Annotated in this window: 20 protein-coding genes; 7 read left to right on the top strand and 13 right to left on the bottom strand. The window is 52.6% G+C overall.

Going from position 1 to position 20206, the window contains the following annotated elements; translation table 11 throughout:
- Window positions 1–28 precede the first annotated feature (28 nt).
- The 3 genes from PSE_RS07575 to PSE_RS07565 form a co-directional block, all read right to left on the bottom strand.
- Complete coding sequence (locus tag PSE_RS07575) at window positions 29–1300, bottom strand: pitrilysin family protein (protein ID WP_014284320.1); 1272 nt, start codon at window positions 1298–1300, stop codon at window positions 29–31.
- Window positions 1300–2706 (bottom strand): threonine synthase, encoded by a 1407-nt coding sequence (gene thrC / locus PSE_RS07570; protein ID WP_014284319.1) that lies wholly within the window; start codon window positions 2704–2706, stop codon window positions 1300–1302. Before thrC ends, PSE_RS07575 begins: the two co-directional genes overlap by 1 nt.
- A gap of 190 nt (window positions 2707–2896) precedes the next feature.
- Window positions 2897–3490 carry a YqgE/AlgH family protein gene (locus PSE_RS07565; RefSeq protein ID WP_014284318.1) on the bottom strand — a complete coding sequence of 198 codons (594 nt, stop codon included), beginning with the start codon at window positions 3488–3490 and terminating at the stop codon, window positions 2897–2899.
- A gap of 194 nt (window positions 3491–3684) precedes the next feature.
- Here PSE_RS07565 and PSE_RS07560 point away from each other — a divergent pair, with 194 nt between their 5' ends.
- Window positions 3685–4542, top strand: a complete 858-nt coding sequence (locus tag PSE_RS07560) for a protein-disulfide reductase DsbD domain-containing protein (protein ID WP_041768128.1) — start codon at window positions 3685–3687, stop codon at window positions 4540–4542.
- A gap of 193 nt (window positions 4543–4735) precedes the next feature.
- Complete coding sequence (locus tag PSE_RS07555) at window positions 4736–5221, top strand: peroxiredoxin (RefSeq protein ID WP_014284316.1); 486 nt, start codon at window positions 4736–4738, stop codon at window positions 5219–5221.
- Window positions 5222–5293: 72 nt separating this feature from the next.
- Here the strand turns inward: PSE_RS07555 and PSE_RS07550 are convergent, their stop codons facing one another.
- The 8 genes from PSE_RS07550 to coxB all read right to left on the bottom strand — a co-directional run bounded on the left by PSE_RS07550 (window position 5294) and on the right by coxB (window position 12327).
- On the bottom strand, window positions 5294–6364 hold the full coding sequence (locus tag PSE_RS07550) for an SURF1 family protein (protein WP_014284315.1): 1071 nt from the start codon (window positions 6362–6364) through the stop codon (window positions 5294–5296).
- A complete protein-coding gene (locus PSE_RS07545) occupies window positions 6354–6749 on the bottom strand; it encodes a DUF983 domain-containing protein (protein ID WP_208990142.1) in 396 nt (131 codons plus the stop codon). Before PSE_RS07545 ends, PSE_RS07550 begins: the two co-directional genes overlap by 11 nt.
- Before the next feature lie 147 nt (window positions 6750–6896).
- On the bottom strand, window positions 6897–7787 hold the full coding sequence (locus PSE_RS07540) for a cytochrome c oxidase subunit 3 (protein WP_014284313.1): 891 nt from the start codon (window positions 7785–7787) through the stop codon (window positions 6897–6899).
- Window positions 7788–7843: 56 nt separating this feature from the next.
- A complete protein-coding gene (locus PSE_RS07535; RefSeq protein WP_014284312.1) occupies window positions 7844–8467 on the bottom strand; it encodes a cytochrome c oxidase assembly protein in 624 nt (207 codons plus the stop codon).
- A gap of 9 nt (window positions 8468–8476) precedes the next feature.
- Window positions 8477–8632 (bottom strand): hypothetical protein, encoded by a 156-nt coding sequence (locus tag PSE_RS27370; protein ID WP_008549643.1) that lies wholly within the window; start codon window positions 8630–8632, stop codon window positions 8477–8479.
- Between the two features lie 23 nt (window positions 8633–8655).
- Window positions 8656–9588 (bottom strand): heme o synthase, encoded by a 933-nt coding sequence (locus PSE_RS07530; protein ID WP_041768126.1) that lies wholly within the window; start codon window positions 9586–9588, stop codon window positions 8656–8658.
- A 140-nt stretch (window positions 9589–9728) separates the two neighbouring features.
- Window positions 9729–11321: a cytochrome c oxidase subunit I gene (gene ctaD, locus PSE_RS07525; protein WP_008549500.1), complete on the bottom strand. Its 1593-nt coding sequence runs from the start codon at window positions 11319–11321 to the stop codon at window positions 9729–9731.
- Window positions 11322–11403: 82 nt separating this feature from the next.
- Complete coding sequence (gene coxB, locus PSE_RS07520; RefSeq protein ID WP_008549512.1) at window positions 11404–12327, bottom strand: cytochrome c oxidase subunit II; 924 nt, start codon at window positions 12325–12327, stop codon at window positions 11404–11406.
- A gap of 593 nt (window positions 12328–12920) precedes the next feature.
- On the opposite strand from coxB, the gene PSE_RS07515 reads away from it, so the two are divergent.
- Window positions 12921–13403 carry an invasion associated locus B family protein gene (locus PSE_RS07515; protein WP_014284309.1) on the top strand — a complete coding sequence of 161 codons (483 nt, stop codon included), beginning with the start codon at window positions 12921–12923 and terminating at the stop codon, window positions 13401–13403.
- 90 nt (window positions 13404–13493) lie between these two features.
- Here the strand turns inward: PSE_RS07515 and PSE_RS07510 are convergent, their stop codons facing one another.
- Window positions 13494–14072, bottom strand: coding sequence for a DinB family protein (locus PSE_RS07510; protein WP_041768123.1), 579 nt, complete (start codon window positions 14070–14072; stop codon window positions 13494–13496).
- Between the two features lie 192 nt (window positions 14073–14264).
- Between PSE_RS07510 and PSE_RS07505 the strand changes: the two genes are divergently transcribed.
- From PSE_RS07505 to tldD, 3 genes are all read left to right on the top strand, one after another.
- Complete coding sequence (locus PSE_RS07505) at window positions 14265–14882, top strand: LysE family translocator (RefSeq protein ID WP_208998110.1); 618 nt, start codon at window positions 14265–14267, stop codon at window positions 14880–14882.
- A 139-nt stretch (window positions 14883–15021) separates the two neighbouring features.
- The gene (locus PSE_RS07500) at window positions 15022–15627 is read left to right on the top strand and encodes a LysE family translocator (protein WP_208998109.1); all 606 of its coding nucleotides are present in this window, start codon (window positions 15022–15024) and stop codon (window positions 15625–15627) included.
- 116 nt (window positions 15628–15743) lie between these two features.
- On the top strand, window positions 15744–17168 hold the full coding sequence (gene tldD, locus PSE_RS07495; RefSeq protein ID WP_008550088.1) for a metalloprotease TldD: 1425 nt from the start codon (window positions 15744–15746) through the stop codon (window positions 17166–17168).
- Between the two features lie 66 nt (window positions 17169–17234).
- On the opposite strand, the gene PSE_RS07490 is transcribed toward tldD, so the two are convergent.
- Window positions 17235–17984: a transglutaminase family protein gene (locus PSE_RS07490; RefSeq protein ID WP_014284305.1), complete on the bottom strand. Its 750-nt coding sequence runs from the start codon at window positions 17982–17984 to the stop codon at window positions 17235–17237.
- A 218-nt stretch (window positions 17985–18202) separates the two neighbouring features.
- Here PSE_RS07490 and PSE_RS07485 point away from each other — a divergent pair, with 218 nt between their 5' ends.
- Window positions 18203–20107, top strand: a complete 1905-nt coding sequence (locus PSE_RS07485; RefSeq protein WP_041768120.1) for a monovalent cation:proton antiporter-2 (CPA2) family protein — start codon at window positions 18203–18205, stop codon at window positions 20105–20107.
- Window positions 20108–20206: the final 99 nt, after the last annotated feature.

Genomic DNA, 20206 nt, shown 5'->3' with positions numbered 1-20206 from the left:
AGAAAGCGTAGCCTGAAATGCAACAGGCTTATGCCTTGATGCCAGCCAAACGCTCTTTTAGTTCAGCATAATTTAGCATAGGTGCCTTCGGTCCAACCTTCACAAATGTGGGATTGTCGGTGGCAAAAAGTTTTGCAGCCAGCACCTGCAATCGGTCTGCAGAAACAGCATTGAGACGCTTCTCCAGCTCTTCGATCGCAACAGGATGACCGTAGATCATCACCTGACGCGCCAGCTGCCCAGCACGCGCTGCCGGACTTTCCAGAGCCATCAGCAAGCCGGAACGCAGCTGCGCCTTTGCACGAGACACTTCCTTCTCAGAAACACCTTTTGCAATCTCTTTCAGCTGATCCACGAGCACTTCTGTCAGTTCAGCCGCATCTTCCGGACCGGTTGCTGCATGCACACCGAAGAAACCGGTATCTGCGAAGGCCCAATGGAAGGCATAGACAGAGTAGCAAAGGCCGCGCTTTTCGCGCACTTCCTGGAAGAGGCGTGAGGACATGCCACCACCAAGGATGGAAGCCAGCACCTGAACGGCGTAATAGTCTTCGTGCTCGTAAGGCAGGCCTTCGAAACCGAGGATGATCTGAAGTTCCTGCAGGTCGCGCTCAATCGCGCCTTCCCCGCCCACATACTGAGCCAGATTGTCTTCATCCGGTGCAGAGTTGGAAAGCTTGGAGAAGTTGGCTCTTGCCAGATCTACTAGCGCTTCATGTTCTACAGCACCTGCTGCGGCGAGTACCATGTCGGACGCGGTGTATTTGCGCTCAACGTACTGGCGGATTGCGTCAGCAGAGAAGCCGTTTACGGTTTCCGGAGTTCCCAGGATCGGGCGACCGAGCGGCTGGTTTGGCCATGCTGTTTCCAACAGAACATCAAAGACCTGATCATCAGGCGTGTCCTGTGCTGCGCCAATCTCCTGAAGAATAACGTGTTTTTCGCGTGCGAGCTCATCAGCATCGATGATGGAATCCTGCAGGATATCGGAGAGAATATCCAGTCCCAGCGGCACATCATCGGCCAGTGTGCGCACGTAGTAATTTGTATGCTCAACACTTGTGGAGGCATTCATCTCGCCGCCAACGGCTTCGATTTCCTCGGCAATCTCGCGGGCATTCCGCTTGGTGGTGCCTTTGAATGCCATGTGTTCAAGCAGGTGTGTGATGCCGTTCTCCTGCTCGCCTTCTGAGCGGGAGCCAGCTTTCACCCATACCCCAAGAGCCGTTGTCTTGAGGTACTCCATTTGATCAGTAACTACAGTCAGGCCATTTTCTAGTTTTGTTAGTTTGACCGCCATTAAACGCCTGCTTTCACGGCACGTGCACTGCCTTCAACGAATTTCGCAACTTCCAGAGCATCTGCCGGAAGAACAGAGAACTTCTCTTCGCGTTCCATCAGATCAGACAGGTGGGCTGGCAGGTCAGGATGGATACCTGATGCACTTTCTACTGCCGCCGGGAACTTGGCCGGATGCGCTGTTGACAGCACGATCATCGGAGTTACGCCGTCATTGTGCTCTTTGGCTACATGGATTGCGACCGCTGTGTGCGGGTCAAGCAAGTAGCCGCTTTCTTTGAGCGTATCAGTGATGGTCTGTGCAGTGTCTTCTTCACTTGCGCGACCAGCAGAGAACTTCTCTTTGATAAAACCTAGAGCTTTTTCGGAGAGAGTGAAGCCACCGGACTGCTTGAGGCTGTCCATCTGGCTCTTCACAGTGGCGCTGTCCTTGTCGTTCGCCGCAAACAGCAGGCGCTCGAAGTTGGAAGACACCTGAATGTCCATGGAAGGTGCAGTGGTTGCCACCACGCCGCGTGTCTCATAACGACCTGTTTCCAGGGTACGAGCCAGAATGTCGTTGGTGTTGGTCGCAATCACCAGCTTTTCAATTGGCAGACCCATCTGCTGTGCCACGTAGCCAGCGAACACATCACCAAAGTTGCCGGTTGGAACGGTGAAAGACACTTTGCGGTGCGGTGCGCCCAGAGATACTGCGGAGGTGAAGTAATAGACCACCTGCGCAACGATACGCGCCCAGTTGATGGAGTTTACGCCAGACAGGCCAACACGCTCGCGGAAAGAGAAGTTGTTGAACAGATCCTTCAGGATGCCCTGACAGTCATCAAAGTTGCCTTTGATTGCCAGTGCATGGATGTTGTCTTCCTTCGCAGTGGTCATCTGACGCTGCTGAACAGGAGAGACACGGCCTTCCGGGAAAAGAATGAAGACGTCGGTGCGCTCGCGGCCGCGGAATGCTTCAATCGCTGCACCGCCAGTATCACCAGAAGTTGCGCCAACGATGGTTGCACGAGAGCCCTTCTGCGCAAGAACATAATCCATCAGGCGACCAAGCAGCTGCATTGCAACGTCTTTGAATGCGAGTGTCGGGCCGTGGAAGAGTTCAAGGACGTATGTGTTTGGAGCTGTCTGGACGAGAGGTGTGACAGCCTTATGCGCAAAGCTTGCGTAGGCTTCGTCAATCATCTGCTTCAGATCATCATGCGGAATGGAGTCGCCAACGAATGGCGCGATCACCTTGAGCGCAACCTCGCTGTAAGGCTTTCCAGCAAATCCTGAAATTTCCTCAGTAGATAATTGAGGGAACTCTTTTGGTAGATACAAACCGCCGTCGCGTGCCAATCCCGTGAGCAGCACCTCAGAAAAATCGAGTTCTGGTGCATCGCCGCGCGTACTTACATATCTCACCGTTACATCCCTTCTCGCTTAACCTGAATCAGAGTAGTTTCGTGCCGTACCCTATTGGTATATTTCAGGTTTTCAGCTGGAACCCAAACACAGATTCCCAAATCAGTCGCATTTGTGTTTCAAGTGCGCACAGGGAAATAGCAGAAATTTTAAGAAGTTGCACGGCGAAATCTCGTTTAGGCACGTAAGATCATGCGTGACCAATGTCGCTAGACAGCATTCCCGGATCGATACCAAGAATTTCAAGAGCATTGTGCCACTTCTGATCGCCTTCACCTTCAAAGATCAGCGAAGGATCTGTTTGGCACGTGAGCCAACCATTGGCTTGCAACTCTGCCTCAAGCTGACCGGGTGCCCAGCCTGCATAACCCAGTGCCAGAAGGGACTTCTTGGGGCCTTTGCCTGCTGCGATGGCGCGCAACACCTCTACGGTGGCTGTCAGGACAACCCCTTCTTCAATCTTGAGGCTGGTTTCTTCCAGAAAGTAATCATCGGAATGAAGAACAAAACCACGACCAGCATCAACCGGTCCACCGCGGTACACTTTGCGGTCAGCAATGTCGATTGCCAGCTGGTCATCGTCGTCCTCATCAATGATGTTCAACTGACCTAAAAGTTGCCCAAATGTGATGTTAGGGGCCGGCTGGTTGAGCACAATCCCCATCGCACCCTCTTCAGAGTGAGCGCACACGTAGATGACGGAATGGGCAAAACGGCCATCCTCCATTGTGGGCATGGCAATGAGATATTGTCCGTCAATGTAACCCGGTTTTTCACCAGACATGTTGGGGGCGCTCTCCTCATGCTTCGAACGGATTGCCTCTTACTTGAGTGTAGAGGCAATTATATTATAGGTACTCACGGATTTTTCCGGTGATCAATGATCAGTGAGAAAAACATGGGATTGTTCACGGATCATTGATTGTCTGAGAGGCAATCTTAATGGGAATTCGAAAAGGGACCGTTTAAATAGACTCTATGATTTCTAGATTCTTCAAATCGACCCTCATCGCTGCTGCGGTGCTATCCGCCTCTGTTTCAAGCGCCTTGTCATCAAGTGTGTCTGAATGGGTAATTGTTCAAGGTGGTGCTGTCCGTCTTATTCGTGCGAGCGAGCCAACACCTGATGGCCTCTATCGCGGCGGGATTGAATTTCGCCTTGAAGATGGCTGGCATACCTACTGGAGATACCCGGGCGAAGCCGGTATCCCGACAGAAGCCAGCTTTGTTAATTCAGTCAATATAGCTAGCGCGGAGCTGATGTTCCCGGCGCCCAAGGCTTACTCTGACGGATTTTCCACATCTCTGATCTATTCAGAGAAAGTGGTGCTACCTGTGCTGCTCAAACGGATGGACGATGCACGTCCAGCCATTTTGAATGCGAACCTGACCTTTGGCATCTGTAAGGATATCTGCATTCCTGGGCAAGCTGAGGTTTCTCTCGTTTTTCCAGCGGCAACCATGAAAGATGAAGTTGCTGACAAGCTGGTCAACGATGCGTTTGCACAAGTGCCAATCGCACAAGGTGATCTGCCAAGCCAGTTTCCTGAGATCAAGGTTGTTGGTGAAGGCAAAGAACGCCAGCTTGAAATCAGCGCGAAAGTGCCTGCCAAAGAAAAAGCCCCAGAGCTTTTTGTTGAGGGCCCTGCCGGCTCTTACCATGGCGTGCCAAAGCTGACTTCTGTGAAGAAGGGCAAGGCTCACTGGACACTGCCTTACATTGGCCTGCCAGAAGATGTGAGTGAGCTTGAGCTGCGCCTGACGCTGGTGACCAAAGACGGAGCCTTTGAGGAAACGCAGAATGTCTCTGTTCCTCAAACCACAGCTTCAAACTAAGCTTTTCTAAGGGCTTTAGTTGTATTTGCGAAACGAAGAGCTCGCGGCTACAACTAGAGCCCGTTTCTTTTCAGATGCAGACCTTAAGTTGAAAGGTCTGCTATGTTGTCATCCAGAGTCCTGAGCGTATCTGATCTGAAAGCCCAAGCACTTTCAAAGGTACGCCTCAAACAAGCAAATTGGGGAGTTTTCCATGGTCATTCAAGTGGGCGATAAGCTGCCAACTGTCACATTCAAAACCATGAGTGCAGATGGTCCAGTTGATGTCACCAGTGAAGAGCTGTTTGGCGGTAAAACTGTGGTGCTGTTTGCGGTTCCGGGTGCATTTACACCAACCTGTCACCTGAACCACCTGCCAGGCTTCATCGACAATGCAGAAGCCATTAAGGCCAAGGGTGTTGAGACCATCGCTGTGGTTTCCGTGAACGATGCTTTTGTGATGAGCGCATGGGCACGTGACACTCGTGCGGATGACAAGATCCTGTTCCTTGCGGATGGCAGTGCAGACTTTACCAAAGCAATCGGCCTTGAGCTGGATGCATCCGCGTTTGGCATGGGCATCCGCTCCAAGCGCTATTCCATGATTGTGAAGGACGGCGTGCTGTCTTCCCTCAACATAGAAGAAGCTCCAGGCGAAGCTACGATTTCTTCTGCAGAGAATATTCTCTCTCAGCTTTAAGGGGCTCAGCCCAAAAACGTTTAAGGGGAGCCAAGCTCCCCTTTTTTGTTAGTCTTCCCAAAGAACTTAAAGCTACCTGCGAGGTCGACGAGCAGCATCCGAGATCATCTTGTAACGATCCGCTTTTCGCTTTTCTTCTTCCGCGTCGTAGTCGTCGTCTTCGTCCTCATCATCGTCTTTGACGACTGGCTTGTCTTGATTGAACCAAGCCTTGATCAAGAATGCGAAATAGACGCCCACCAAGGTGAGAGCCAGCCCCGCCCATGTGAACGCGTATTGCAGGTGGTTGTTGGAGAACGTCATGCGCGTTTCACCCGCCTGTGGCAGGTCACCGGCGACGCTGACAGTCTCCTGCAGGTCAATGGTGTATGGCGCAGTCTGATCAGCCAGCATGCCCATGGCTTCTGCCATGGCCTTTGGCTCGCGAACATACCATTCATTGGTGCTCAGGTTTGGCTCAGCTGAGAACATGCTTGCCACTTCAGCGCGGCGTGCGAGACCTGTAATGGTCATCTGACCGCGCGGTGGAGCAGAGCCCAGACGTGTGCTGAAGTCCTTGCGATCAATCGGGACGAAACCGCGATTGACCAACACAGTCCATCCATCATTGGTGATGAACGGTGCGTAGACGAAATACCCCTGTCCTCCCAGCGGGCCCTTCGGCTTGCTCAATGTATCGAAGTAGAACAGCTCACCAATGATGAATTGTCCTGAGACTTCGACTGGCATGTAGTCGATCTCGTCGCTGGACAGCTCTGCCCAAGTGGCTGGTCCGGGTGCGGCGACAGGTGCTTCTTTTGCCCGCACCTCAGCACGTTCGATCAGCGCAACTTTTTGGTCCAGCCGGTCAAACTGCCACAAGCTCAGATTTGCCAGAATGGCAAGGCCGATTGCAGCGCACAGGTGCAGGATCCAGTAGCGCTTCAGAAACGGTATGAGTCTGGACTTGCTCGCGTCAGCATTTCCAGCCTCTTCATCGTCATGTTCTAATTGATCATCAGTCACGGCGTTATCTTTATTATTTTTTGTGTGTTGTGATGGATTTTCTGGAACCGGCTCAGGCTCCTCATGCCATTCGACATCGTTTTTGCGCGCAGGCTTTGCATCAGGTGATACATCGCCAACCTCCCTCTCAGCGATCATCAAGTTTTCCTTCCGCTGCATTGTTCTTGTACTGCAACGCGATCAACAGGCCCTTGAGAACGCGCAGAAGCGTTATGCTCAACACCACAGTGACGGGTGCCCATATGATCATATGCAGCCATAATGGTGGTTGATACGCAAACTCGACAAACAGCACACCACCAACAAGAATAAACCCCAGAATGAGAATGGCAAAGACTGCTGGTCCGTCTCCAGAATCTGCAAAGTCATAGGTCAGACCGCATCTGGAACAAGACGCCCGTAGTTTCAGCAGGCCCTGAAACAATGGCCCCTCCCCGCATCGTGGACATTTACCGCGTAGACCGGCGGACAATGGATTGGCGGGAAGGCCTTGAAAGGCCTTTGTCTTTTTCCTCTCACTCATGTGGAGCCTCGGATCCAAGGGTGCCCGTGAGAACGCACAGCAGACACCTAGGTCATATACATATAGAAAAGGCGGCTTGCGCCGCCCTTATCTTTTTCGATTTTTTTGGCCTGAGATCCAGACCTACTCCTGGCTAATGCCGGCTGATTAGCCGCCCCAGATGTAAACTGCTGCGAACAGGAACAGCCAGACCACATCCACGAAGTGCCAGTACCAGGCAGCAGCTTCGAAGCCGAAGTGCTTGGTGGTGGTGAAGTGGCCAGCCAGAGCACGGAACATACACACAGCGAGGAAGATGGTGCCCACGATCACGTGGAAGCCATGGAAACCGGTCGCCATGAAGAAGGTTGCGCCGTAGATGTTCTCAGAGAAACCGAAGGCTGCATGAGAGTACTCGTAGGCCTGACAGATGGTGAAAATTACACCGAGGACTACGGTTGCAATCAGACCCCACTTGAGGCCTTCGCGATCACCATGAACCAGAGCGTGGTGCGCCCAGGTAACCGTTGTACCGGACAGCAGCAGGATCAGAGTGTTCAGCAGAGGCAGGTGCCATGGATCGAAGGTTTCGATGCCCTGTGGAGGCCATACACCGCCAGTATGCTCAACACGGCCAAACTGCGCTGCTTCGCCTGCGAACAGGGACGCATCAAAGAATGCCCAGAACCATGCTACGAAGAACATAACTTCGGACAGGATGAACAGCAGCATGCCATAGCGCAGGTGCAAAGACACAACGCGGGTGTGATGACCTTCGCGGGACTCGCGCACAGTGTCACGCCACCACATAAACATGGTGTAGAGAACGATTGCCAAACCAATGGCAAACAGCGCCCAACCGCTTAATGTGAAACCGATAGGCTGAAAGTCAGTCCAGCCTTTCCAGTAGGAAAGGTCTAACGAAAAGTTGATACCGCCTTCGCCCATCCGCATAAACGCAATGGCACCAATTGCCATAACCAACGCACCAACAGACCCGATGAAGGGCCATGGGCTTGGCTCGATAATGTGATAATCGTGGTTCTTCGCACCAGCCATATCTTTCTCCCCATTTCAAAAAGGTCGCTTCTGCTAAAGCAGATCCGTCTCGCGACCTAAAGCTTGTCAGTGGCCGCGTCGCTTGGAGAAGCCACTGCAGCTGTTTCTTCCTCGCCGTCTTTCGGCAATTCAAAGAATGTGTAGGACAAGGTGATTTCCTTGATGTTTTTCAGGCTTTCGTCCTTGTCCAGTTCCGGATCGATGAAAAACACGACCGGCATATCGATTGACTCTCCTGACTGGAGCGGTTGCTCGGTAAAGCAGAAGCAATCAATTTTGTTGAAGTAGCCCCCTACTTCGAAAGGGGCCACATTGAAGGTGGAGGTTCCGGTTGAAACCTGCTGCGCGAGGCTTTTGGCTTCGTACATGATCTCTGTCATCTGACCGAGCTTCACGCGGACCTTCTTCTGTTTCGGTTTAAAGTCCCAATTCAGACCCGGAGCGACGTTGGCGTCAAAGCTCACGATGATCTCACGATCGAGAATTGTTTCAGATGCCTCTTCCGCACGCTGTGTGGTTCCGCCATAGCCCGTCACCTGACAGAAGAGCTGATAAAGCGGGACAGCGGCGAAGGACAGACCAACCATTCCGAAGAACACACCAGCACAAATCACGGCAACGGTTGCGTTGCTGCGTTTCGCTTTTGCCTGTTCTGCAGTTTCTGAGTTTTGATCAGTCATCAGCGTCTCTTACAGCGGGCGATCAATGATGCCCGGACCGAGCTTTACGATGGTGACGACGTAAAACATGGCAACCAGTACAGCCAGAGTGACTGCAAGAGCCACAGAACGGCCACGACGGGTCTTGATTTGCTCTTCAGAAAGAACTGCTTTTTGCTTGCTCATTTTCTTCTCTTTCCTGTTGTGCGTTAGACCAGACCAATCATGTTCTCAGCGAGCAACCCAGCGAAGATCAGCATGAGATAGAACAGTGAGAACTTGAAGAGAGACATTGCTGCTTTCTTGGCGGCATCACCTTCGCGCACTTTCCAGACACGGATTGCGTAGCCAAGGAACATCAGACCAAGGATCGCAGAGCCAACACCGAAGAAGGCGGATGCGAAGCCCAGGAAGTATGGAGACATACCAACTGGCAGAAGCAGCAGGGAATAGAGAACGATCTGATGACGTGTTGCGGTTTTACCAGCAACGACCGGCAGCATTGGAACACCTGCTTCCTGATAGTCGCCGTTTTTAACCAGCGCCAGTGCCCAGAAGTGTGGAGGTGTCCAAGTGAAAGTGATCATGAATAGGGCGATGCTGACCAGAGTAACGTCGCCTGTGACGGCTGCCCAACCCACCATTGGAGGGAGCGCACCAGCTGCACCACCGATCACGATGTTCTGCGGTGTGCTGCGCTTGAGCCACATTGTGTAGATGACAACGTAGAAGAAAATGGTGAATGCCAGCAGGCCAGCTGCGACCCAGTTTGCGACCAGACCGAGTGTCAGGACGGAACCGAAAGAAAGCACCATGCCGAATGCAAAGGCTTCTTCGCGCGTGATTTTACCTGCAGGGATCGGGCGCTTTTTGGTGCGGGACATAACAGCATCAATGTCTGCATCCCACCACATGTTTAGCGCACCAGAAGCACCACCACCAATGGCGATGCAGAGAATAGAAATGAAGCTGAGGAATGGGTGCTGGTTGCCCGGCGCCATGACAAGGCCAACAGCTGCTGTGAACACAACAAGGGACATTACCCGCGGCTTGAGCAGCGCGATGTAATCAGAAACGCTGCCACGACCGCCCAGATCGGTAACGTCTTCCTGAAGTCCTTGAGTCTGATCCAGCATTGTCATGCCTGTACCTCTGTCGCGATAGAGAAGCCTGTGCTGTTTTCAGCGTTCTTGGCTTCATTCCCGGAACATTGGAGCACTTCCGGGTCTTGTGCTTCGGCTAGCACCGGGGGCATTGGCCGCCCCCGGTAATCTCAGGCCAGTTACTTGATCTTTGGAAGGATCTCGAACTGGTGGAATGGAGGAGGTGAAGACAGTGTCCATTCCAGTGTAGTTGCGCCCTGACCCCATGGGTTGTCGCCAGCTACACGCTTCTTGAGGAATGCATCAGCAACACACCACAGGAAGATGAGCACGCCAATGCCGGAGATGTAGGACCCATAGGAGGAAACCATGTTCCAGCCAGCGTACGCATCCGGATAGTCTGCGTAACGACGAGGCATACCAGCAAGACCAAGGAAGTGCTGCGGGAAGAACACCAGGTTCACACCAATGAACATCACCCAGAAGTGCAGGTTACCGAGGAACTCGGAGTACATGTAACCGGAGATTTTTGGGAACCAGTAGTACCAGGCTGCGAAAATCGCGAATACAGCACCCAGAGACAGAACGTAGTGGAAGTGAGCCACAACGTAGTAGGTGTCATGCAGAGCGCGGTCGAGACCTGCGTTTGCCAGCTGAACACCGGTTACACCACCAACGGTGAACAGGAATACGAAGCCGATTGCCCAAACCATTGGTGTGCGGAATTCAATGGAACCACCCCACATGGTCGCGATCCAAGAGAAGATCTTAATGCCGGTAGGAACCGCAATCACCATGGTCGCGAACAGGAAGTATGCCTGAGTGTCAGCAGACAGACCAACGGTGAACATGTGGTGCGCCCACACGACGAAGCCAACAACACCAATCGCCACCATCGCGTATGCCATGCCGATGTAACCGAACACTGGCTTATGGGAGAAAGTAGAGATGATGTGGGAGATGATGCCGAATGCAGGCAGGATTAGAATGTACACTTCAGGGTGACCGAAGAACCAGAACAAGTGCTGGAACAGGATTGGGTCGCCGCCACCAGCAGCTTCAAAGAAGGTGGTGCCGAAGTTACGGTCTGTCAGAAGCATGGTGATCGCGCCAGCCAGAACAGGCAGGGAGATCAGCAGCAAGAATACAGTCACCAGCACCGCCCAAACGAACAGTGGCATCTTGTGCATGGTCATACCTGGGGCACGCATGTTGAAGATGGTGGTGATGAAGTTGATCGCGCCGAGAATGGAAGATGCGCCTGCAACGTGGAGTGACAGGATTGCAAAGTCCATTGCCGGGCCAGGCTGACCAGAGGTGGACAGCGGAGGATAGATGGTCCAGCCACCGCCAACACCGTTTGCACCTGGAGGCCCCGGTACGAACAGGGACATGAGCAGCAGGATGAATGCTGGTGGCAGAAGCCAGAAGGAGATGTTGTTCATGCGTGGGAACGCCATATCAGGCGCGCCGATCATGATCGGAACAAAATAGTTCGCGAAACCACCGATCAACGCTGGCATAACCATGAAGAAGATCATGATCAGCGCGTGCGCTGTGGTGAACACGTTGAACATGTGCGGATCTGCGAAGTACTGCATTCCCGGTTCTTGCAGTTCCATACGCATAACGATGGAAAGAAGACCGCCGATGATGCCAGCCATGATCGCGAAGATCAGGTAAAGGATACCGATATCCTTGTGGTTGGTGGAGTAGACCCACCGCACCCATCCGGTTGGATGGTCATGTGCATGCGTTTCAGACGCAGACATAGTTGTGCTCCCTCGTAAAGTTCTTGCTCGCATGCGCAGCAGCCCTTGACGCGCGCATACTCGGCTAAATCAGTGGTCCCGATTAACGGGACGCAACCTTCACGTCGGTGGCTGCGGTGGCAGCAACCTTCTTCTCATCAGCAATCAATTTTGCGAGAAGTGTGTTCGCTTCGTCGATGTCGGACTTTGCAGCTTCGGCCCAAGCCTGGTACTGCTCTTTGGTCACGACCTGAACGGCGATTGGCATAAACGCGTGGTCCTTACCGCAAAGCTCAGAACACTGGCCGTAGAACATGCCGGTGTTATCAGCACGGAACCAGGTTTCGTTGAGGCGGTATGGAACGGCGTCGATCTTGATGCCAAATGCAGGAACAGCGAATGAGTGAATCACGTCAGCTGCTGTCACCTGAACACGCACGGTGGTGTCGACTGGAACAACGATGTTGTAGTCCGTTGCAAGGAGGCGAGGAAGTTCTGCGTCTGTCAGGCCTTTTTCAGCCATGATGCCAGCGCGCTCGTCGTCCTGAATCATCAACGCATCGAAAGACACGTCTTCCATGCCTTCGTCGGCATATTCATAACCCCAGTACCACTGGTAGCCAGTAGCCTTGATGGTCATTTCGTATTCAGGGATATCAAGCTGCTTGAAGAGCAAACGGAAAGACGGAACTGAGATCATCACCAGAATGAGGATTGGAACAACGGTCCAGACAACCTCGATCATGGTGTTGTGTGAAGTGCGAGATGGCGTTGGGTTCGCCTTCTTGCGGAACCGGATCATCACAACGAGCAGCAGAATAGCTACAAATACTGTCACGCCGGCCATAATGATAAGGGTAAAATCGTTAAACCAGCGAATGTCTTCCATCACTGTTGTCGCCGCAGGCTGCATACCCAGCTGCCACGGCGTTGGCTGTGCAGCACTGGCCGCACCTGCCATAAAACCCGTCAGTCCAATTGCTACAATCGCAGCAACGGCCGCCAGGTGATGCTTCAAGAGCTTCATCACGTCTTGCGCTCCCTGTCCCTCTTAATGCCGCCGAAACGGCAATCCTCTTCTTGTTCACGCACGTGGGGTGCCCACTTTGGCCCGTCCGACCAGTCCTCACACCTGCGTGAATCCCTGCGACATATTAACCCAATAAGGGTTTCTACGCGATTCCCCTTAGGTTATAGCGACTATAAGTCGCAGTATCATTTGACTTTGATCAATGTGGGTGACAAAAAACATAAGAAATCCGCAGATGCAATGGGATTTTGAGCCCTCTCCGGTGTTTTCACCTAGTTACTTTCCCCTATAAAGAAAATCGATCATTTCTATCCATGCGTCTAATTTCACACACCAAATCGTCACTTTATCGGCAAAAAGGATCGTTACCTCGGCGTGAACAAAGTGAGTCGGAACCCTCCTTCCCCGTCAGTTAAGTGGACAGCGAATAATGCCAGTTTGCGCTTTGACATCAGGAGCGGTATTCCAATATTTTAGGGAAGCACCCCTCGCCGGCTGGTTGAGGAGACAGGCACTGCGTAGCCAGTGAACTGGAGGAAGGTTTTTTGAAGCAGTTTTTACGCACGCTGACTTTAACAGTTGCGATGACAATGGCGGGCACCGTCGGGTTTTCCGGTGCAGGTCATGCGCAACAGGCACTCGGCGAACTGAAGGGCGAGTTTGGTGATTGGCAGCAGCGTTGCGCCACTTCTCCGGGATCCAATGTCGAGCAGTGTGCTCTTATTCAAAGCGTTACAGATTCTGCGCGCGATACCGTGGGCCTGACAGCGATCATTCTTAAGACGGCTGACCAGCAAGCAACCGTTTTGCGCATTCTCGCTCCACTAGGTGTTCTGCTGCCTATGCAGCTTGGCCTGAATGTTGATGGCAAAGATGTTGGCCGTATGCCTTTCATCCGCTGCCTGCCAGCTCCAAGCGGCTGTGTTTCTGAAGCGATGCTGGAAAAAGACCTGATCGACAAGCTGACCAATGGCCAGACTGCGACCTTCATTATCTTTGAAACACCAGAAGAAGGCATCGGCATTCCGATTTCCCTGACTGGCTTGAAAGAAGCGATTGCGGCTCTTCCATAAGCCCTCGCCCCTTTAAAAAGTAAGCTGAAAGCCGATGTGATGTTAATCGCTTCGGCTTTTGTCTTTTCAGGGCCGCATTGATCCCACTTCTTAGCCCTTCTGCTTTTCAGGCTCAGGCCAGATATCTGCCTCAGAAAAGCCCAGAGCTGCAAAGTCGTCTTTACGGGCGGCCTGTTCCATCTCATTCCCCAGGAAGAATTCATCCAGCTGCGGAGGTTTGACGGAGGTTCCGCTCAGCATGGCGTGCACTTGCCCGCGGTGGTGGATCTGATGTTGGAAGAGGTGCAGTAAGATCCTGTCTGCCTGTTCGCTTAACGGTTTGTCATCTCTCAGCACGAGTATTCGAGCAAGGTCAGATGGCTCCAGAGCGTCAACAAGATCGATCAGCTTGGTATCGCTCTTTCTTTGTGCCTCAAAAAGTGGTGCGATGTCGTCGAATGGGTACTCAGGATCGAAAGCACGGATGCCGAGTGGCTTTCCTTCCAGAGCGCTGACATAGAACCAGTCAACGGTGAGGATGTGGTTCAAGCTCATCAAAATGGAGGGGAAGAAGCTGGTTCGTTCTGCGGTCAGCTCCACTTTTGTCAGGTTTTGACAGCTGCTCAGGAGCCTGTAGTTGGCCCAGGCGTTGTTCCTTGCCTGCGCTTTAAAGTATTGAAGTGTCATCATTACATTATCTTATTGCATTGAAATAGAACGCTATCGAACCGAGAGCCCTCTTAGTTTTCTTAAAAAGATGATGGCCGGGCAAAGGGTTTTTGCACCCTATATTCGATAGGCAGTTTTTTATGAAGGCACATTCTGATTGATTGCGGCTACATCGGCCCGTCAGAATAGAAAACAGCCCCTTGCAGGTGAGCCGTGCCCATAGCGATGCATGTCTATATCGCGTTTGTTGTCACGACATTAATGATTATGTCCGTGCCTGACGCCAGCAAAATGCTGATCCTTTCCAGATCCGCATCTGGTGGCACTTTTGCTGGGCTCTTTACCCTTATTGGCGTGAAAGCTGCTGAAGCCATTCAGGTGATACTGGTCTCCTTCGGGCTTTCCTGGTTGATTGTGAGCTATCCTTATGTGTTTGAAGTTGTGACCGTTTTGGGGGCGGCTTATCTGATTTATCTTGGCATTCGCAGGTGGCGGGCTGCGGATGGAAAAATCCAGGAGCCCAGCGGACAAGGTTCAGACTTTCTCACCGGTTTCACCATCAGCATTGCCAATCCCAAAACCCTCATCTTCCTCGCAGCTCTCTTTCCTCATTTCCTCAATCATACTCATCCAGTTGACGGCCAGTTTGTTCTTCTTGGTACCACCTTCCTACTCATCGCCACCTGTCTGGACTTGCCGCTAGTTCTTGGTGGTGGGCTGGTGGAGCGCCTGATCCGGTCGCCGCGGCTTGAGGACATTCTAAAGCGGTTTAACAGCGGTGTGCTTTTGACGGCGGGTGTTTTTTTGATGGGACTGCTGGTTTTCAGATGAAACAGAGAGCTTGCTTAAAACTCTCGCAGAAATCCCAAGGGTTTGATTGCGGAACCTATGCATGTTGGGAACATCCCCTAGCAGCAGTTTGCTCTGCGCCAGCTGCCCTCAGGAACATCGCATCGGGTATTGGATCCAGATGATGAATATCAGCCTTTATCTTGGGTTTATTGCTGCAACCTTCATACTGCTTGCCATTCCCGGCCCCAACATAATGATGATACTGGCAAAATCGACACGTGAAGGTACCGCAACCGGGTTGATTGTCATGGCTGGCATGACCATCGCTCAAGCAGTACAGATTCTTGCCGTTATTCTGGGTCTTTCCTGGGTGGTGCGCACGTATCCTGATGCTTTTGAGATCATTCAGCTGGGGGGTGCTGCCTATCTGATCTTTCTTGGGATCTCCAGCTGGCTGCGTGCCGGACGGCATGACAAAATAGAGAGCCATGGGCGTAAGCACTTGAAAATCGGCTTTCTAGTTGGCCTCTCCAACCCGAAGTCCCTGCTGTTCATGGCGGCTTTCTTTCCGCAGTTTATCGACAAGGCTTATCCGCCAGACCCGCAGCTTGCTCTTATGGGCGCGACTTATCTGGTGATGGCGGTTTTGATTGATGGGTTGATTGCCATTCTTGGCGGCTATTGGCGCAACTGGATGTCCGCACCATCGGCCAAGTTCAGGCTCGACCGGGTTTCCGGTGCGGTTCTGGTTTGTGCCGGTTTGGTGCTTGCCTTCTTGCACTGACCTTCAAATACTTGGGAGCGATGGGCTTCCCTCCCCCTTTATTGACGAGTAAGCCTTGAAAGTGCACGGATTGTTCGCCACAACAGAGCAAATCCATTTATTTCGGAGTTTTACCCATGAGCGATAAACCGATTGATCTTCTCCAGACCTCAGGACTGGACGAGGAGACAGCGCGCCAGATCACTGCGGCAGCGCTGAAAGGCGCCGATGATGGGGAACTTTATCTGGAGTACAGCCAGAACGAAGGCCTGGTGTTCGATAATGGACGCCTGAAATCCTCCAGCTTCAGCACCGGCCAAGGCTTTGGCCTGCGCGCTGTTGTTGGTGAAGCCTCTGGCTATGCCCATTCCGACGACATTTCCGAAGCTGCTTTGAAACGTGCCGCTGATGCTGTGGCATCCGTGCAGAGCGGGCATTCCGGCACGTATGCAGCGCCGCCAACCCGCACCAACCAGAAGCTCTATACGGATGAAAATCCGATTGGTAGTCCGACTTTTGCCGAGAAAGTTCAGCTGCTGCAGGAGATTGATGCCTATGCACGTGCGAAAGACCCACGCGTTCAGCAGGTGACTGTTTCTTTAGCAGGCAGCTGGAAGACCGTTGATATTTTACGCGCTGATGGGCACCGTATTCGCGATGTGCGCCCGCTGGTTCGCCTTAACGTTTCCATTGTGGCTGGTGATGGCGACAAGCAAGAGTCTGGGTCCTATGGCTCTGGTGGCCGCGAAGGGTTTGGTGAGTTTGTTGCAGAGACCAGCTGGCAACACGCAGTTGATGAAGCCCTGCGTCAGGCTCTGGTCAATCTGGAAGCGATCCCGGCTCCGGCAGGTACGTTTGATGTTGTGCTTGGCAACGGCTGGCCGGGTATTCTGCTGCATGAAGCAGTGGGGCATGGTCTTGAGGGTGACTTCAACCGCAAGAAGACCTCTGCCTTTGCTGGCCTGATGGGACAACAGGTGGCCGCGAAGGGTGTAACAATCGTTGATGATGGCACCATTGCCAAGCGTCGCGGTTCTCTTTCTGTCGATGATGAAGGCACACCAACTGGCCGTACGACACTGATCGAGGATGGTATTCTCGTTGGGTACATGCAGGATCGTCAAAACGCACGTTTGATGGGTGTTGAGCCGACTGGTAATGGCCGACGTGAGTCCTTCTCACATCAGCCACTTCCACGCATGACCAACACCATCATGGAAGCCGGTGATAAAGACCCGAAAGAGATCATTGAGAGCCTTGAGGACGGTATCTATGCTGTTTCCTTTGGTGGTGGTCAAGTTGATATCACTTCCGGCAAGTTCGTGTTCTCCTGCACAGAAGCCTACCGCGTTCAGAACGGTAAGATTGGAGCTCCTGTGAAAGGTGCGATGTTGATCGGTAACGGTCCTGATGCCCTGACACGCGTGTCCATGATTGGTAATGACCTGAAGCTTGATCCGGGTATTGGTACTTGCGGCAAGGCTGGTCAGGGTGTGCCAGTGGGCGTAGGCCAGCCAACCATGCGCATCAATGAGATGACTATTGGTGGCACAGCGACCTGATTGGTTTCAGGTCATCTTGAGAATTTTAAAGGGGCAGTGATGCCCCTTTTTTCTTCGCGGTTCACTTTAGTCTAGCAATGGGATAGCTGGCACTTTGCCGGCACGGATGCGGTTGGTTTTCCAATTCATCACATGACGAATGCCGTTTTCATAAAGTGCCTTCATTACTGGTGAAAAAGCCTGCATATGCTCTGCATAGAAGTCATCAGGACTGTCGTAGGTTCCAAAGTCGTTGTTGATGCCGGTTTTCTGGATGTAGGTGTCTTGTCCCTGCCAATCGACCTGAGGCGCACTAAGACAGTTGGTGCCGACACCGTAACCACACAGGGATTGGCGGTTTGGGGCAAACTCCTTTTGCAGCGCTGTCAGAAAGGCCTCATCCAGAATAAAGCCCTCCAGATTGATCCAGCGATCTTCCAGCCAGATCTCCACCCAGGAATGCAAGATGTTCTCAGGGGCGATTTTGTAGACCAGCTCCGGCACCACGCCACGCTGCAGCTCCTTATGGATGGTGAAGCCGTGCAGGCGGCAGGGAATACCAACTGCGCGCATCATGGCCATGAGCAGTGTGCCCTTGGTGTTGCATTGACCGATACCATCGGCGAGCACCTGACTGGCGGGGATGTTGTCGGCCTTGTTGTAGCCGAACATGATTTCGTTACGGACAAAATCATAGACAGCCCCTGCCCGATCGAAAGGTGATAAGTCCTTCCATTTTCGCTGATCTACGAGCTGACGGATGGTTGGCGCCCGGAAGTTTAGCAGTGGGGTTTCCTTGAGCAGGACATCTAATTGAGTGTTCGGTTTATCCAGCATTTGCGCCTCCAATCGAGAATGAATCGACTGTAAAGGCTCTAGTCACTGTAGGTTCAAGAGCTAAATTGCATCTTTTTTCAATACAACGTGAACACCGGAAATTGCAGTTCGTTAAGGGTCCTGAAGATTTGCCTTAGCTTGTCTGCATTGTGTTGAAGCCGAATTTACGATGGGTCTGTAGCTTTTCCTGCAAAAATAATAATGAGCCGCCCTCTTTCATGATCTCACTCCACCAACTGGATTTTGTCGCAGACATCATGCTGTTTTTGAGCATGGCGATTCTGGTGGTGCCGTTTGCCAAGCTGATCCGGGTTGGGACGATCGTGGGCTACCTGATCGCAGGTGTCATTCTTGGTCCCTGGGGGATTGGCCAGTATCTTGGCAGCCCTTTCAGCACGCCAGATGAACTTCGCCCGATCGGTGAGCTTGGCGTTGTAATGCTTTTGTTTCTGATCGGGCTGGAACTTAATCCCGGCAGGCTGTGGTCATTACGGCGGGAGATCTTTGGCTCAGGGTCTGCTCAAGTTGGGTTTTCTGCACTTCTGATTGGTCTGGCGATCTATTTTGCAGGGCTGACCTGGCAGAAGTCGCTCATAATCGGGCTTTCCCTCGCCCTCTCCTCAACCGCCCTTTCCTTGCGCATACTGCAAGGCAGTGGGGACCGGACGACACCCATGGGGCAGACGTCCATCGCAATCCTGTTGTTTCAGGACATGATGATCGTTCCCATTCTCGCCCTGATGGCGATTGTAGCGCCGGTTCCGATTGATACAGGACAACGGCCTGGTTGGGAGACCGCATTGATTATGGCGTCCACCGTGCTGCTGTTGGTTGCTGTTGGGCGATATCTGCTGACACCGTTGTTTCGCCTGTTTGCCCGCATTGGTGCCAGAGAGATGATGACGGCCTCTGCATTGCTAACCGTGCTGGGGGCTGCCGCGCTGATGAAAGCTGTAGGGCTTTCCAGTGCGCTTGGGGCGTTCATCGCGGGGGTGATGTTGGCAGAAAGCTCCTTCCGACATGAGCTGGAAGCAGACCTTGAGCCGTTTCGTGGCTTGTTGCTGGGGTTCTTTTTCATCACCGTGGGCATGTCCATTGATATGAACTTTGTCTTCCAGAACTGGGTGATGGTGCTGGCATGCAGTTTTGGGCTCATGGTTCTGAAGTGCCTGAGCATCTTCACCGTGACCCGCATCTCCGGGCATACGTCAGAGAACAGTTTGCAGATTGGCGGATTACTGGCGCAAGCGGGGGAATTTGGTTTTGTTATCTTCTCCGCGTCCGTTGCCGTTGACCTGCTGAACCCGCATCAAAGCAGCCTGCTTTCGGCGATAATCTCTTTCACCATGGCCTTCACGTTGCTCAGTGTGAAGCTGACGCAGTGGTTTGGGGTGAAGCTCAGGCCGGAGCCGGTGAAGCCGGATATTCCCAATACAGAAGGCGGGCGCACCAATGTACTGGTGATCGGGTTTGGTCGTTTTGGGCAGCTTGCTAGCCAGATGCTGATTGCACAGGGCTCCACCGTGACTGTTCTGGATATGGATGCCCAGCACATTCGGGAGGCTTCGCGCTTTGGTTATCGGATCTACTATGGTGATGGTCGGCGACTGAATGTTCTGCGGGCAGCAGGGGCAGAAAATGCCAGTGTGATTGCGGTGTGTACGGAACGTGCTGAGACGACCAGCCAGATTGTGCGTATGACCAAAACACAGTTTCCGCTCGCCAAGATATTTGCGCGCGCGCATGACCGGCGCCATGCCATTCAATTGGTCACTGCCGGGGCGGATTATCAGCTGCGCGAAACACTGGAGTCAGCGCTGGAGTTTGGTCGGGAAATTCTGGAGGAGCTTGGAGAAGACGAGGATCACACTCACGAAATTCTTGCTGATGTTCGCCGGCGTGATGCGGAGCTGTTGGCCTTGCAACAGGTTGGTGGGCTTTACTCTGGTTACAAGCAGTTCAAACTGCCAGAAGTGCCAGTGAAACCACTGATCAAACCGAAGTCCGAATCCACGGCCCTGAACGAGCCAGCACGGCGGTTGGCAGAGGCTGAAAAACAGGCTGAGAAGGAGCAGGCGGACAATTCTGAAAAAACTTCAACACATAAGCCATCATCAGACTAGCTTTATACGGAAAACTACATTTTCCCTTAGATACAATTAAGGTATTTCCCTCAGAATCGACAGAAATCAGCAAAGTCTGTTTCAGTATTTGAATTTTTG

It is taken from the genome of Pseudovibrio sp. FO-BEG1, assembly GCF_000236645.1.
In the GTDB taxonomy this organism is placed as follows: Bacteria; Pseudomonadota; Alphaproteobacteria; order Rhizobiales; family Stappiaceae; genus Pseudovibrio.
This window is presented reverse-complemented; position numbering and strand designations above follow the sequence as displayed.